14 protein-coding genes are annotated in these 13959 nt (G+C 74.0%); 4 read left to right on the top strand and 10 right to left on the bottom strand.

Annotation, left to right across the window (positions count from 1 at the left end; all coding sequences use genetic code 11):
* Positions 1–30: 30 nt before the first annotated feature.
* From ACFWJ4_RS25760 to ssuE, 4 genes are all read right to left on the bottom strand, one after another.
* The gene (locus tag ACFWJ4_RS25760; RefSeq protein ID WP_380547421.1) at positions 31–2067 is read right to left on the bottom strand and encodes a hypothetical protein; all 2037 of its coding nucleotides are present in this window, start codon (positions 2065–2067) and stop codon (positions 31–33) included.
* 165 nt (positions 2068–2232) lie between these two features.
* Complete coding sequence (locus tag ACFWJ4_RS25755) at positions 2233–4800, bottom strand: ABC transporter permease (RefSeq protein WP_380547419.1); 2568 nt, start codon at positions 4798–4800, stop codon at positions 2233–2235.
* 19 nt (positions 4801–4819) lie between these two features.
* Complete coding sequence (locus tag ACFWJ4_RS25750) at positions 4820–5608, bottom strand: ABC transporter ATP-binding protein (protein WP_380547416.1); 789 nt, start codon at positions 5606–5608, stop codon at positions 4820–4822.
* Positions 5609–5931: 323 nt separating this feature from the next.
* Positions 5932–6486 carry an NADPH-dependent FMN reductase gene (gene ssuE / locus ACFWJ4_RS25745; protein WP_380355371.1) on the bottom strand — a complete coding sequence of 185 codons (555 nt, stop codon included), beginning with the start codon at positions 6484–6486 and terminating at the stop codon, positions 5932–5934.
* A gap of 854 nt (positions 6487–7340) precedes the next feature.
* Here ssuE and ACFWJ4_RS25740 point away from each other — a divergent pair.
* Both ACFWJ4_RS25740 and ACFWJ4_RS25735 read left to right on the top strand, forming a co-directional pair.
* The gene (locus ACFWJ4_RS25740; protein WP_380547413.1) at positions 7341–8309 is read left to right on the top strand and encodes an LCP family protein; all 969 of its coding nucleotides are present in this window, start codon (positions 7341–7343) and stop codon (positions 8307–8309) included.
* A 38-nt stretch (positions 8310–8347) separates the two neighbouring features.
* The gene (locus tag ACFWJ4_RS25735) at positions 8348–8833 is read left to right on the top strand and encodes a hypothetical protein (protein ID WP_380547410.1); all 486 of its coding nucleotides are present in this window, start codon (positions 8348–8350) and stop codon (positions 8831–8833) included.
* Positions 8834–8866: 33 nt separating this feature from the next.
* On the opposite strand, the gene ACFWJ4_RS25730 is transcribed toward ACFWJ4_RS25735, so the two are convergent.
* Complete coding sequence (locus ACFWJ4_RS25730; RefSeq protein WP_359910131.1) at positions 8867–9445, bottom strand: hypothetical protein; 579 nt, start codon at positions 9443–9445, stop codon at positions 8867–8869.
* Between the two features lie 284 nt (positions 9446–9729).
* Positions 9730–10224 (bottom strand): peptidylprolyl isomerase, encoded by a 495-nt coding sequence (locus ACFWJ4_RS25725; protein WP_380547408.1) that lies wholly within the window; start codon positions 10222–10224, stop codon positions 9730–9732.
* 161 nt (positions 10225–10385) lie between these two features.
* Here ACFWJ4_RS25725 and ACFWJ4_RS25720 point away from each other — a divergent pair, with 161 nt between their 5' ends.
* Positions 10386–10769, top strand: a complete 384-nt coding sequence (locus tag ACFWJ4_RS25720; protein ID WP_359910136.1) for a MerR family transcriptional regulator — start codon at positions 10386–10388, stop codon at positions 10767–10769.
* Positions 10770–10833: 64 nt separating this feature from the next.
* Here the strand turns inward: ACFWJ4_RS25720 and ACFWJ4_RS25715 are convergent, their stop codons facing one another.
* A complete protein-coding gene (locus ACFWJ4_RS25715; protein WP_380547405.1) occupies positions 10834–11487 on the bottom strand; it encodes a class I SAM-dependent DNA methyltransferase in 654 nt (217 codons plus the stop codon).
* Positions 11488–11610: 123 nt separating this feature from the next.
* Here ACFWJ4_RS25715 and ACFWJ4_RS25710 point away from each other — a divergent pair, with 123 nt between their 5' ends.
* The gene (locus tag ACFWJ4_RS25710; RefSeq protein ID WP_380547402.1) at positions 11611–12207 is read left to right on the top strand and encodes an NAD(P)H-dependent oxidoreductase; all 597 of its coding nucleotides are present in this window, start codon (positions 11611–11613) and stop codon (positions 12205–12207) included.
* Here the strand turns inward: ACFWJ4_RS25710 and ACFWJ4_RS25705 are convergent.
* The 3 genes from ACFWJ4_RS25705 to ACFWJ4_RS25695 all read right to left on the bottom strand — a co-directional run.
* A complete protein-coding gene (locus ACFWJ4_RS25705) occupies positions 12200–12697 on the bottom strand; it encodes a GNAT family N-acetyltransferase (RefSeq protein ID WP_380547399.1) in 498 nt (165 codons plus the stop codon). The two genes, ACFWJ4_RS25710 and ACFWJ4_RS25705, sit on opposite strands and share 8 nt — an antisense overlap.
* 148 nt (positions 12698–12845) lie before the next feature.
* A complete protein-coding gene (locus ACFWJ4_RS25700) occupies positions 12846–13712 on the bottom strand; it encodes an oxidoreductase (protein ID WP_359910148.1) in 867 nt (288 codons plus the stop codon).
* Between the two features lie 171 nt (positions 13713–13883).
* Positions 13884–13959: acyl-CoA dehydrogenase family protein (locus ACFWJ4_RS25695; protein WP_374214750.1), on the bottom strand; the 76-nt coding region annotated here is incomplete at its 5' end.

The following is a 13959-nucleotide window of genomic DNA, read 5'->3' as shown; positions in this document are numbered from 1 at the left end:
GTGTGGATCCGGTGCCGGTCCGGGGTGGGTTCAGAGTGCGTAGTGAGCGACGGTGAACACCGCGTAACCGGTCAGCGCGAGCCGGTTCACCAGGTGCTGGGGGCCGCCCAGCCGGTCCGGCAGGGCCTGCGCCGGCCGCAGGTCGGGGCGGTGGGCGGCGGTGGCGACGGTCCGGGCCACCGCCGCCGGGTCGTACCGCCCGCCGAAGAAGGCGGCCAGCCGGGCCGCCGGGCGGCTGAAGAAGGAGAACTCCCGGCCGCCGCGCAGCCGGATCGTCAGCAGGCTCCGGTGCACCGCCGCCGCCGAGATCTCCGCCCAGCGGTAGCTGCGGGTGCGCAGCGCGGTGGCCACCCGCAGGCCGTCGCGGTCGGCCACCAGCTGCCAGGAGAACGTCTGGGCGCAGGCGTGGATCGCCAGCGAGCCGATCCACAGCGGGCGCACCAGCCCCTCCCACCAGCCGTCGTCGTCGAGCAGCACGACGGCGGCGACGACCAGCAGCGCCGCCAGCGGTCCGGCCGCCGCCCGCAGCGGCAGCGGCATCTCCCAGCGGCAGGCGTCCAGCGGCCGGGCGTCCGAGCCGGCCTCGGGGGCGGCGGCGACGGTCTCGGCGGTCAGCGCGGCGACGGCCAGCTCGCGCTCGCGGTAGCGCCCGGAGCGCCGACCGAGCCGCGGGGCCCGGGCGACGGGCGCGACCACGGAGGCCACCCGGTGCGGGTCGCCGTCCAGCAGGGCCGGGCGGACCAGGAGCTGCTGGTCGGGGCCGTCCGGGCCGCGGTACAGCACGGCCGGGACGCTGCGGCCGGCCCGGGCCAGCCAGGCGGCGGCCTGGTCCGGGGTGGCGCGCTCGAAGAGCTCGCCGTACTCCTCCTCGGCCGGGTCGTGCCGAAGTCCCGACTCGGGGTAGTCCTCCTCGTAGCCCTCCAGGTCGGGGTGCTCGGGCAGCCAGCCGGGGCCCGGGCGGTCCGGCATGTCCGGGTGGCCCTCCCGGGCCCAGTAGTAGCGCTCCCACTCCTTCAGCCGCCACAGCGCGGGCCCGTCCGCCGGGCCGTCCACCGGGAGCACCAGCAGGTCGCCCTGGGCGTCGGCCCGGACCCGGACGGCCAGGGCGGGTGCGGTGCCCTCGAAGGCGGGCCGGGTGCGGCGGGCGTCGTGGGCCAGGGCGGAGCCGAGCAGCAGCAGGCCGGGCAGGGCGAGCAGGCCGCCGAGGAGCGCCTCGCCGGACAGGTCGTAGTCGTCGCCCAGCGCGCGGACCCGGTCGCCGTCCAGCAGCAGCGGGACCGCCTGGCCCGGCTGCGGTCGCTCGGCCCACCACACGTCCAGCTTCGCGGTGGGCCCGGCGGCGGCGCCGGGCGGCGCGGCGACCGTCGCGTCACCGCGGTGGGGGTCCTGGTAGTGGACGGTCAGCAGGCCGTCCCGGTCGAACTCCCCCGCGGTGCCGGTGACCCGCACGGCCGCGCCGTCCCGCTCCTCCTGCTGGGACTGCGCCCACAGGCCGTACAACGGCAGCGCGGCGGCGGCGACCAGGAACAGCACGCCGAGCACCCGCCGCCCGACCGGAGCGTGCGGGGGGTGGACGGGCGAGGGCGCGCCGGCGGCCGTCCAGGGGAAGGGGACGGGCGGGGCCATCAGTTCGTCGAGCTGCTGGCGGGCGCGGCGGCGGCCGAGGTCCGCGCCGATCAGGACGGCGGCCAGCAGCAGGTGCAGCAGCACGGCGGACCAGCGGGCGAGCGGGGTGACCAGGCCGTTCGGGAGGTACCAGAACAGGGCCAGGGCGGCGACCGGGACGAGCGGCCGGACGCGGGGCCGGCCGACCAGCAGGACGGCCTCGGCCAGCAGCGTCCAGAGGGCCAGGGTCTCGCCCCAGGTCTCCCGGCAGATGCCCTGGGCGTTGCAGGCCCCTCCGCTGTCCGGCTCCACCGCGGCGGCCAGGGCCAGGAAGGCGATCGGCAGCAGCGCGAGCCACCGGCTGTCCAGCCGCCAGGCGGTCCGGGCGGCGCGCCAGCGGGCGGCGGCGGCACTGGTGAGGGGCGCGGCGCTGGGCAGCGGCGGGGCGTCCGAGGGGAACATCGGACGATCATCCCAGCCCGGGGAAAACGGAACGCACCTCGGCGGCGGCCTCCCGGCAAGGGGCGGGGAACGGCACCGGGGCCGGGTGCTGTACGCACCCGGCCCCGTTCCCCCCGTTCCCCCCGTTCCCCCCGTGCTCCGGGGCCCGGCGACCCCGGAGCCGGCTCAGTCCGTCGCGATGGCCGCGAGGACGTTCATGCGTCCGGCCCGGAAGGCCGGGACGAGCGCGGCGAACAGGCCGATCAGCACCGAGGAGACCAGCGTGATCGCCACCATGGTGGTCGGGACGGAGAGCGTCCCCAGGCCCTGCTCCCGCAGCACCCCCTGGACGGTGACGCCCCAGGCGAGGCCCAGCCCGGTGCCGAGGACGGCGCCGAACAGCGCGATCACCACGGACTCCAGCCGGATCATCCGGCGCAGCTGGCGGCGGGAGAGCCCGATCGCCCGCAGCAGGCCGATCTCGCGGGTCCGCTCGACCACCGACAGCGCCAGGGTGTTGACCACGCCGAGCACCGCGACCGTGATCGAGAGGGCGACCAGCCCGTAGATCAGGTAGAGCAGGGTGTTGATCTGGGACTGGGCGAGCTCCTTGTAGCCGGCCCGGTCCTTGATGGTCAGCTGCGGGTACTCCTTCAGTCCGTCCTCCAGCGCGGTCAGCGTCTTCTGGACGTCGGCGCCCTGGGCGGCCTTGGCGAAGAAGGTCCACACCGGCGGCTGCTCGGCGGCCGGGACCGCCTTCGCCATGGTGTCCATGGCGACGAAGGAGCCGCCGCCGAACAGCTCGCCCTTGCCGAGGACCGCGCCGACCGGCAGCGCCTGGGTGCGGCCCTGGCCGTAGTCGACGGTGACCTGGTCGCCGACCTTCAGGTTGTGGTCCTTGGCGAAGGCGGCGCCGATCCCCAGCGAGCCGCGCTGGAGCGAGTCCACCGCACCGGAGTCGACCGCCGGCCGGAAGTCGGTGCCGAAGAAGGACGGCGGGACCGCGGTCAGCGGGGTCTTGGCCTGCTGCCCGTCCGACAGCCGGACCTTGGCGGCGAAGAACCGCTGGGTGGTGATGTGGTCGATGCCAGGGGTCCGCTCGACGGCGGCCAGCATCTCGGGCGTGATCGCGGTGCGGCCGCCCGAAATGATGTAGTCCGCGCCCACCGACTTGTCGATCTGCGCGCTGGTCGAGGTGACGGCCGAGGAGCTGAACACCGCGGAGGCGATCACCAGCGCCAGGCCGATCATCAGCGCGGCGGCGGTGGCGCCGGTGCGGCGCGGGTTGCGCATCGCGTTGCGCTGGGCGAGCTTGCCGGACGGCCCGAACAGCGCCGGCAGCAGCGCGCCGAGCACCCGGACGACGGCCGAGGCCAGCAGCGGGCCGAGCACCACGAAGCCGATCAGGGTGAGCACCACGCCCAGGCCCAGGTACTGGCCGCCGGTGGCCGCCTTCTCCGCCCGCGCGCCGAGCGCCAGCAGGGCGCCGCCACCGGCCGTCAGCAGCAGGCCGAGGACGGTACGGACCAGGTTGGCGCGGCCCTCGGCCGGAGTGCCGTGGTCGCGCAGGGCGGCCATCGGCGAGATCCGGCTCGCCCGGCGGGCCGGGAACCAGGCCGCGACCAGCGTGACCACGATGCCCAGCGCGTACCCGGCGACGAACACGTCCGGCCCGATCCGCAGGTCGGCCGCATCCAGGTCCATGCCGATCGCGGTCATCAGCTTGATCAGGCCGACCGCCACGCCCAGGCCGGCCGCGACCCCGAGGGTCGAGCCGAGCACGCCCAGGATCAGCGCCTCGACCAGCACCGAGCGGTTGACCTGCCGCCGGCTGCCGCCGATGGCGCGCAGCAGGCCGATCTCCCGGGTGCGCTGGGCGACCAGCATCGAGAAGGTGTTGACGATCAGGAAAGCGCCGACGATCGCCGAGACGAAGGCGAAGCCGAGCATCGCGTACTTCATGAAGTCCAGGCCCTTGCCGACCTGTTCGGTGCGGTCCGCCTTCTGCTCGGCCGCCGTCTTCACCAGGTACCCGCCGCCGAGCGCGGACTGCACGTCCGCCTTGAGCCGGTCGTTGCCGCGGCTGCCGTCGCCGTACGCCTCGACGGTGCTGAAGGCCTGCTCGCCGAGCAGCACCTGCTGGGCGGTCGGGGTGTCCAGGAACGCGAGCGCCGCGCCCGGGTTGGTGGTGGTGAAGGTGCCGATGCCGACGATGGTGAAGTCGTGTCGGCCGAGGGGGTTCTCGACCCTGAGCCGGCCGCCGAGGCCGAGCTTGGCCTTCTTCACGGTGTCCGCGTCCAGCAGCAGCTCGGTCGGGCCGCGCGGGGTGCGGCCGGAGGTGACCTTCAGCGGGTTGGCCGGGGTGTCCGTCCAGTTGCCGAGCAGGGTGGGCGCGCCGGTGGTCGGGCCGACCAGCTTGTTGGTGGCCGGGTCGATCAGCACGGCGTTCTCGACCAGGACCTGGCCGACGGCGCTCTTCACCCCGGGCAGCGCGGCGACCTGCCGCTCCAGCGCGACCGGGACGGTCGGCGGCTTGACGGCGGCCTGCTGCTCCTCGTCCTCGGCCGGCTTGGGCGGATTGACCGAGACGTCGGAGGCGGTCGCGGCGAAGAGCTTGTCGAAGGTGCCGGTGGCGGTGTTGGAGAACACCAGGGTGCCGGAGACGAAGGCCACCGACAGCACGACGGCTATGAGCGAGAGCGCCATCCGGCCCTTGTGGGCGAAGAAGCTCCGCAGTGAGGTCTTGAGCAGCATGATGGTGTCGTCCCGCCGCTCAGCTGGTGCGCTTGCCGTCGAAACGGCGCATGCGTTCGAGGACGGAGTCGGCGGTGGGCGCGTGCATCTCGTCCACGATCACGCCGTCGGCGAGGAAGAGCACGCGGTCCGCGTAGCCGGCGGCGACCGGGTCGTGGGTGACCATCACGATGGTCTGGCCCAGCTCGTCCACCGAGCGGCGCAGGAAGGTCAGCACCTCGGCGCCGGAGCGGGAGTCCAGGTTCCCGGTGGGCTCGTCCCCGAAGATGATCTCGGGGCGGGCGGCCAGCGCCCGGGCCACCGCGACGCGCTGCTGCTGGCCGCCGGAGAGCTGGGAGGGGCGGTGCTTGAGCCGGCCGGACAGGCCGACCGTCTCCACCACCTGGTCCAGCCAGGCCTGGTCGGGCTTGCGACCGGCGATGTCCATCGGGAGCGTGATGTTCTCCAGCGCGCTCAGGGTCGGGAGCAGGTTGAACGCCTGGAAGATGAAGCCGATCTTGTCGCGCCGGAGTCTGGTGAGCTGCTTGTCCTTGAGGCCGGTGATCTCGGTCTCGCCGATCCGGATCCGGCCGGAGGTGACCGTGTCGAGGCCCGCCAGGCAGTGCATCAGGGTGGACTTGCCGGAGCCCGAGGGACCCATGATCGCGGTGAACCGGCCGCGCTGGATGTCCACGTCGACGGAGTCGAGCGCGGTCACCGTGGTCTCGCCCGAACCGTACGCCTTGGTGACCTGACGGGCCGACGCGGCGACGGCTGACGCTCCGCCGGGAAGCTGGGGGTCGTACACGGCTGCTGCTGCCGTCGTCACTGGACTCTCCTAAGGAAGATGCGCTCACCCGTTGGCCCCCAGCCTCGCGGGCCCGCCCGCCTCATGACATGGCGCAGGCGGTAGTCCTCGACCGGGAGTTGTCTCCACCCTCCCGGTGGACCTGGCCACCGGACCCGACGCAACCGGGCCGCTTCCTGGCGGGTGGGGATGTGTGAACCACGTTAGGAGCCGACGGCCGTCGGCTCGTCATCCGCCGGAATGAAGCCGCTCAACCAAGGTTCTACGGGCCGCGGCGCCGCTCCCCCTAGGGGTAGCCGCGGCCCGTCTCGGGGACGCCCCGTACGGGCCGCGGCGGCGGTCCGTCAGCTCGTCAGCGCGGTTGCGGCCAGCCGCTCCAGGGCCGTGGCGAAGCCCTCCACGACCGGGACCAGCAGGGCTTCGGTCTCGCGCTCCACCAGGGTCGTCCCGTCCTCCCGGGCGGTGATGTGGCGGTCGAGTACGAACCAGCCCTGGGTGATGTGGTCGGCGCCCATCGAGCTGAGCACCGGGCGCAGCGCGTAGTCCACCGCTAGGACGTGCGCGGGCGAGCCGCCGGTGGCGAGCGGCAGGACGGCCTTGCCGGCCAGCGCGTACTGCGGGAGCACGTCCAGCAGGGCCTTCAGCAGGCCCGAGTAGGCGGCCTTGTAGACGGGGGTGCCGACGACCACGCCGTCGGCGCGGGCGAACAGCTCGGTGACGGCGACGATCTCGGGGTGGTCGAAGTCGCCCGACAGCAGGGCGTGCGCGGGCAGGCTGCGGGCCTCGAAGGGGACGACGTGGTGGCCGCGCTCCGCCAACCGCGCGTCGACGTGGCGCAGCAGGCGGGTGGTGCGGGAGGTGGGGGACGGGGAGCCGGAAACGGACAGGACGACGGCCATGGGTTCACCTCTGGGTGGAAGCGGGGCGGCGCGGTGCGGCGGGTTCCGGCCGGGTGCGGCGGGGGAAGGCGCCGCGGGTGGGGGCCGGTGCCGGGAGCGGTGCCGGGGCGGCACCGGGGGCGCTGTGCCGGCGGACGTGCACCGGGGGCGCTGTGCCGGCGGACGTGCGGCGGGTACGGGGATTCGGCGGGCGCGCGTCAGCCGCGACAGAGCGAACAGGCCACACCGCGCCGCAGGTCGACGTGCCGCCGACGCGTGAGTGCCCAACGCTGATCCATGCCTGGAATGCAAACACGCTGTGTTCGGGCTGGTCAAGAAACGTTTCAGCAGCTGGAACACCGGGTGTCCGGACGTTGCGGCGGAACGATCCGGTACGTGCATCAAAACTGCTACAAGAAGCCCGGTGGACCCCCCGGGGGGAGTCAGCCCGACCGGGGTCGGGCATCCTCGTCGGCATGAACACGTGGCAGGAGGGCCGCCCGGGGGGCGGCGGGAACCCGTACGGCGGAAACGGCGGGGGCGGCGCGGCCGAGCCGCCGCTGCCGTCCTCGCTGAACCCGCGCGGACCGGGGGCGGCCGCGCCACGGCAGCCGCGACAGCCCGGGCAGCCGGGGCCCTCCCGGCTCGGCGGCGTCCCCCCGCAGGGGGCCGGCGCACCCGGAGGCCGTCCCGGCGCACCCGGCGGTGCTCACGGCGGGCCCGCAGGCCACGGTGCTCACGGCGGGCCCGGTGGCCCCGGTGGCCAGGGCCGCCCCGGCGGGCCCGGCGGTCAGGGCCGCCCCGGTGGCCCCGGCGGGCCCGGCGGCACCCGCCCGCCCGGCGCCCAGGCCCGGCGCTGGCCGCGGCGGCGGATCGTGAAGTGGTCGGTCTTCGGCGTGCTGATCGCCGTCATGGTGACCGCCGTCTCCACCTGGTTCTGGGCGGACTCCAAGCTCAACCACGAGAACGTGCTCGCCGACTACCCCGGCCGCCCGGCCGCGGGCAAGGGCACCAACTGGCTGATCGTCGGCTCCGACAGCCGCCAGGGCCTCACCGACGCCGAGCAGGACGACCTGCACACCGGGCACGACACCGAGGGCAAGCGCAGCGACTCGATGATGATCCTGCACGTCGGGGACAACGGGAACACCCTGATGAGCATCCCGCGCGACTCCTGGGTGCCGATCCCCGACCACCCGGGCAGCAACGGCAAGCCGGTCAAGGGCACCACCGCGAAGATCAACTCCGCCTTCGGCAACGGCGGCGGCCGGCTGCTGGTCCAGACCGTCGAACAGAACACCGGCCTGCGGATCGACCACTACGCCGAGATCGGCTTCGGCGGCTTCGTCGGCATCGTCGACTCGATCGGCGGCGTCGAGATGAAGATCGACCAGGACGTCCAGGACAAGGACTCCGGCCTCGACCTCAAGGCCGGCGACCAGACCCTCACCGGCAAGCAGGCGCTGGCCTTCGTCCGCCAGCGCCACCAGATGGCCGACCAGGACCTCGGCCGGATGCGCAACCAGCAGAAGTTCCTCGGCGCCCTGGCCCACCAGGCCGCCTCCCCCGGCAACCTGATGAACCCGTTCACCTTCTACCCGCTGGTCGACTCGGCGCTCGGCACCCTGATCGTCGACGAGGACTGCGGCCTGACCGACCTCGGCTCGCTCTTCCTCGCCATGAAGGACGTCAACGGCGGCAGCGGCAAGTCGCTGACCGTGCCGATAGGCAACCCGGACTACCGGACCAAGACCGGCGAGTCCGCCGTGCTGTGGGACGCCAACAAGTCCAAGCAGCTCTTCGCCGCCTTCAAGAACGACACCGCGGTGCCGGACTTCAAGTAGTCCGCGACTTTGTGCGACCGCGTCGACACAATGAGCGGATGCCACTCGTCACCGCGCTGATCCACCGCCGGCGCCACCGCCTCCTGGGCCGTCTGGTCCAGGAGGCGCTCGCGCTCTACGGGATGGAGGTGCCCGCCGCCTGCGAGATCGGGCCCGGACTGCTCGTCTTCCACCGCGGCTTCGGCACCGTGCTGCACCCGCACACCACCCTCGGCGCCGGCGTGACGCTCTACAACGGCGTGACCATCGGCCGGGCCGACCCGTGGGTACCGCAGGAGGAGAGCGCGATGCGGCGGGTGGTGGTCGAGGACGGCGCGGTGCTGTGCGCCGGCGCCAAGGTGATGTGCAAGGAGGGCGTGCTGACCGTCGGCGCGGGCACCGTCGTCGGCGCCAACGCGGTGCTCACCCGCTCGACCGGCCCCGGGGAGGTCTGGGCCGGCGTCCCGGCGCGCAAGGTGGGGATGCGGACGGGCGGCCGGTGGGCCCGCCCGGTACCGGCCCGGCCCGCCCCGAGCCCCTCCTGAACGCGCCGGACGCACCGGTGGCGAGGGAACGGCCTAGACGAACGGCAGCAGCCCGGTGCCGCACTCCGGGAAGCGGACCAGCCACTCCCCCTCGCCGCCGGCCGCCTCGGTGGCGCCCGAGAAGCCGTAGTGGATCGGCTGCCCGTCGCCGCTCAGCCACCTCGCGTGGGTCAGCTGCACCGAGAGCGAGGCCGGGCGGTACGGGGCCGCGGCGGCCTGGACGACCGGGGCGGGCTGCTCCAGCACCAGCTCGTGCTCGGTCTCGCCCGGCCGGAAGGTCACCACCGTCTCGGTGCCCGGGCGGCGCGGGAAGGCGCCCGTCGGATCCGTCCAGTACGCGGCGACCATCACCGCGAGGGTGCCGTCCAGGCTGCCGGTGTCCGGCCGCACGTACTCCTCGTCCGCGATCCAGCGGGCGTGGTGGCGGACCTCCTCCGCGCCCCACCGCTCGTCCCAGCGCACCCAGTAGCCGGCCACCCGCTTGACGGTCATGCCCTCGCGGACGACCCGGACGGCGAACCGCGCCGGACCGACCGGCTCGCAGCCGGCCAGGGAGACCACCGTCACCTGTTCGTAGGTCACCTCGCCGTCGTCGGCGCCCTGCTCCACCATCGGTCAACCACCTTGCCGCAGAGTCGAGTTCGGCCGCGGCTTGGGCCGCGTCCGAGAAGTCGAGCGTAGGGCCCCGGCAAAGGAAGGCCGCACGATTGCCCGGTTCCGGCCCGGACGGCGGCGCTCCCGGCTACCCTGCCCGCCGCACCGCGGCCGGGCGTGGAAACGGGCTCGGGGCGGATACGCAAGCGGGTACGGCGAGCGGGTACGAAACCGCCCCGGAGCGGGAGGCCGGAAGATCCGACGTCCCGCTCCGGGGCGGTGCGTGCCAGTGGCGGCGGCGACTACTTGACCTCGCCGGAGGCGGCGATGACGATCTTGGCCGAGGTGCGGCCGCTCTGCGAGCCGAGGCCCTCGATCTTCTTGACCAGGTCCATGCCCTCGACGACCTCGCCGAAGACGACGTGCTTGCCGTCCAGCCAGTCGGTGACGATGGTGGTGATGAAGAACTGCGAGCCGTTGGTGTTGCGGCCGGCGTTGGCCATCGACAGCAGGCCCGGGCGGTCGTGCTTGATCTGGAAGTTCTCGTCCGCGAACTTCTCGCCGTAGATGCTCTTGCCACCGGTGCCGTTGTGGTTGGTGAAGTCACCACCCTGGAGCATGAAGGCCGGGATCACGCGGTGGAAGCCGGAGCCCGCGTAGCCGAAGCCGTTCTGGCCGGTGGCCAGCTCGCGGAAGTTCTGGGCGGTCTTGGGAACGACGTCGTCGTACAGCTTGAAGACGATCCGGCCGGCCGGCTCGTCGTTGATCGTGATGTCGAAGAAAACGTTGGAAGACATGCAGGGATGATGGCACGATCACCTGTTCGGCGCGCGCTGCCCCCGGTCCGGCGCGGCCGGACGCGGCTGTGTTATCCGGTTTCCGCCCCGAGGCGCGACCGGGAAGCTAACATCGATGTCAGGTTCAGGCCTCAGTGCGGCACGGGGACGGGGTGGACGGCGTGCGGATCGGCGAACTGGCCCGTCGGACGGGTGTGAGCGAACGCTCGCTGCGCTACTACGAGCAGCAGGGCCTGCTCGCCGCCCGCCGCACCGAGGGCGGCCACCGCGAGTACCCGGAGGCCGCCGTCGACCGGGTGGTGCACATCCAGGAGCTCTTCGCGGCCGGGCTGCACAGCCGGACCATCTACAAGATCCTCCCCTGCATGCGGGACTCCGACGGCAGCCCGAACGAGGTCGCCACCCCCCTGCTGGTCGAGGAGCTCACCGCGGAGCGCGAACGGATCGACCGGACGATCAGCGACCTGCTGCGCTCCCGCGAGGTGCTGGACGAGGTGATCGCGACCGCCTCCGGGCAGCCGCCGTCCTCGTCCGAGGCCGCGTAGAGGACCGCACGGAAGACCGCACCGGAGGCCGCGCAGGAGGCCCGCTGGAGGCCCGCTGGAGGCCTCAGCCCTTCGGCTTGCGGGCCAGCAGATAGGCCTGCGGGGTCTTCTCGTCCCCCTCCGGCTCACGGACCGTACGGGAGGTGACCGGCAGGCCGGCCTCCCGCACCAGCTCCTCGACGTGCTCCGGCCGCAGCCGGCGGAAGTCCAGCGACACCGGGTGGCCGAAGGGGCGCTCCTGGCGCGACGGCCGGTCGCCGACCTGGAAGGCGAGCATCAGGTGGCCGCCGGGGGCGAGCACCCGGGCGCACTCGGCGAACACCTCGGGCAGCCGCTCCGCCGGGGTGTGGATGATCGAGTACCAGGCCACCACGCCGGTCAGCTCCCCGTCCCGGAAGGGGAGGCCGAACATCGAACCGACGCTGAACGGCACCTCCGGGTGGGCCTGCCGGGCGAGCTCGACCATCCGCGGCGAGAGGTCGATCCCGTGCACGTCCACGCCGAGCCGGTGCAGCGGGCCGGTCATCCGGCCCGGGCCGCAGCCGAGTTCGGCCGTCCTGCCGCCCGGCCGCTCGGCGCGGACCAGGTCGGCGAAGAGCCCCAGCATCGCCCGGTCCATCGGCATGCGGTCCAACGCGTCCCGGAAGAGCTCGGTGTACTCGGTGGCGACGGCGTCGTAGAACGCCCTGGTCTCGGTGAGGAAGTCCGGCTCGGTCATGGCCCCGGACCCTACCGGCGGCCGACCGGCCCCGGGGCGTGTCCGGCGGATCCTTGCCGGGTGCGCGACACCGGGGCACGCGCCTACCATCGGTCCGGCCAACCAGCCCGAGGGGGACGGAAGATGAGCACGATCGGGGTCTACCTGGCGCATCCGCGGCCGGGGAGCTTCAACCACGCGCTGTACGGGGCCGTGGTGGACGAACTGCGGGGGCGCGGCTGCCGGGTGCGCGCCCACGACCTGTACGCGGAGGGCTTCGCGCCGCTGCTGGCCGCCGAGGAGACCGGCACGGTGGCCGCGGCGGAGCGGTCCGGGGATCCGGTCCTCGCCCTGCACCGCGCCGAGGTGGCCGCCCTGGACGCGCTGGTGCTGATCCACCCCAACTGGTGGGGCATGCCACCCGCGGTGCTCACCGGCTGGGTGCAGCGGGTGCTGGTGCCCGGCGTCGCGTACAAGCTCGGGACGGCCGACGGCGAGCCGGCCGGGCTGCTGCGGGCCGGCCGGGCGCTGGTGCTGAACACCTCGGACACCCCGGAGGCCCGCGAGCGCGAGGAGTTCGGCGACCCGCTGGAGCGGATCTGGGCGGCCTGCGTGCTGCCGTACGTCGGGGTCGCCGAGGTGCGGCGGACGGTGTTCCGCACGGTCACCGACTCCTCCGACGCCGAGCGCGCCGGTTGGCTGCGACAGGCCCGGGAACAGGCCGCGGCGCTGCTCAGCTGAGCGGCGGGAGGTCCAGTTCGGCGACGGTCTGGCCGCCGCTCAGCTCGCCGGTCGGGCGGAAGCCGAGACGGGCGTAGAACTCCTCCGGGCCGTCCGGGCCCGGGTGGTGGGTGACGGTGACGCGGGATCCGCCGCGGCGGCGGATCTCGGCGCAGACCTGCTCGACGGCGAAGCGGCCGTAGCCGCCGCGCTGTCGCTCGGCGTCGATCAGCAGCCGCCACAGGCCGGAGCGGGGGCGGTCGCCGGGGCGGTCGGGGTAGAAGGTGAGGTCGAAGAAGGCCATCACGAAGCCGACCGGCCGCCCGTCGTCCAGGATCAGCCGGGGCCAGGCGGCCTCCCCGTACGCGTACGCCTCGGCCAGCGACTTCACCACCGGCGCCACCAGGGCCTCCTGGTCGGGGCGGACCCGCAGGGCGAGGGCGGCGTCGACGTTCTCGGGGGTGATGGGGGCCAGGCTGAGCACGGAGGGCCTGGTGGGCGCGGAGGACATGGCGGGCAGCCTACGGAGCGCGGCTGCCCGCCGTCGCGCGGTTTTCGTCGCGCGGCCCTCCACCGACCGGGGGGCGGGGCCGTCCGCCGCCCGGGGGGGGCGGGGCCCTCAACCGACCGGGGGGCGGGGCCGTCCGCCGCCCGGTGGGCTACTCGCCGGCCGGGAAGTCGGTGCCGCGGCCGACCGCCGCCCACGTCTCGGTCTCCCGTCGCGCCTCGTCGAGGGTGCCGAGGACGCCGTCCACCGCGTCGCTGCCGAGCGCGAGCCGCAGCGGGGTGTGCTCGGCGGCCAGCGCGGCCAGGATCGCCTCGGCGGCCCTCGCCGGGTCGCCTGCCTGCTTGCCGTCACTGTCCGGCAGCCCGGTGCGGACCGGGCCGACGATCGGCTCGTACGCCTCGATCGGGGCGCTGTGGGCGAGCGCGTCGCCGCCCGCGAAGCCGGTCCGGAACGCGCCGGGCTCGACGATCAGCACCTTGACCCCGAAGCCGGCCACCTCCTTGGCCAGCGCCTCGGACAGCCCCTCCAGCGCGAACTTGGTGGCCGAGTAGGCGCCCACACCGGGGAAGCTGAAGCGGCCGCCCATGCTGCTCATCTGCACCACCGCGCCCGAGCCCCGGGCCCGCAGGTGCGGCAGCACGGCCCGGGTGAGTGCGGCCGGGCCGAAGAAGTGCAGCTCCATCAGGTCCCGCAGCTCGCGGTCGGTGGACTCCTCGACGGCGCCGATCAGCCCGCGCCCGGCGTTGTTGACCAGGACGTCGATCCGGCCGTGCCGCTGGACGGTCTCCGCGACGACGGCCGCGATCCGCTCCTGGTCGGTGACGTCCAGCCGGACCGGGAACAGCCGGTCCGGGTGCGCGGCGGCCGGCTCCGCCAGCGTCTCGGGGCGCCGGGCGGCGGCCACGACGGTGTCGCCGGCCGCCAGCGCGGCCTCGGTGAGCGCCCGGCCGAAGCCGGAGTTGGCGCCGGTGATCAGCCAGACCTTGCCGGCGGGGTGCTGCTCGGGGGTGCTGCCCATGATCGTCGATCTCTCGCAATCGTCGCGTGCTGCCCATGAGTTGACGATCATTTATGACACCGTCACGGGGGCCGCGTCCAGGACGGTTCGATTCCGGACGACATACGGCCCCCGACCGCGGACGGGCGGTCGGGGGCCGTGGGTGTACGTCGGGTGGGGTTACGGGTGGGGTTACGGGAGGTTGCGGGCCATCACGATCCGCTGGACCTGGTTGGTGCCCTCGTAGATCTGCGTGATCTTCGCGTCC

This window comes from Kitasatospora sp. NPDC127067, from assembly GCF_042724755.1.
Classification (GTDB): Bacteria; Actinomycetota; Actinomycetes; order Streptomycetales; family Streptomycetaceae; genus Kitasatospora; species Kitasatospora lactacystinica.
This window is presented reverse-complemented; position numbering and strand designations above follow the sequence as displayed.

What these genes read in the sequence shown, in the direction of transcription:
- ACFWJ4_RS25760 (WP_380547421.1), bottom strand. Translation starts at nt 2,067, where the DNA reads ATGTTCCCCTCGGACGCCCCGCCGCTGCCCAGCGCCGCGCCCCTCACC.
- ACFWJ4_RS25755 (WP_380547419.1), bottom strand. Translation starts at nt 4,800, where the DNA reads ATGCTGCTCAAGACCTCACTGCGGAGCTTCTTCGCCCACAAGGGCCGG.
- ssuE (WP_380355371.1), bottom strand. Translation starts at nt 6,486, where the DNA reads ATGGCCGTCGTCCTGTCCGTTTCCGGCTCCCCGTCCCCCACCTCCCGC.
- ACFWJ4_RS25735 (WP_380547410.1), top strand. Translation starts at nt 8,348, where the DNA reads ATGCCACTCGTCACCGCGCTGATCCACCGCCGGCGCCACCGCCTCCTG.
- ACFWJ4_RS25730 (WP_359910131.1), bottom strand. Translation starts at nt 9,445, where the DNA reads ATGGTGGAGCAGGGCGCCGACGACGGCGAGGTGACCTACGAACAGGTG.
- ACFWJ4_RS25725 (WP_380547408.1), bottom strand. Translation starts at nt 10,224, where the DNA reads ATGTCTTCCAACGTTTTCTTCGACATCACGATCAACGACGAGCCGGCC.
- ACFWJ4_RS25715 (WP_380547405.1), bottom strand. Translation starts at nt 11,487, where the DNA reads ATGACCGAGCCGGACTTCCTCACCGAGACCAGGGCGTTCTACGACGCC.
- ACFWJ4_RS25710 (WP_380547402.1), top strand. Translation starts at nt 11,611, where the DNA reads ATGAGCACGATCGGGGTCTACCTGGCGCATCCGCGGCCGGGGAGCTTC.
- ACFWJ4_RS25705 (WP_380547399.1), bottom strand. Translation starts at nt 12,697, where the DNA reads ATGTCCTCCGCGCCCACCAGGCCCTCCGTGCTCAGCCTGGCCCCCATC.
- ACFWJ4_RS25700 (WP_359910148.1), bottom strand. Translation starts at nt 13,712, where the DNA reads ATGGGCAGCACCCCCGAGCAGCACCCCGCCGGCAAGGTCTGGCTGATC.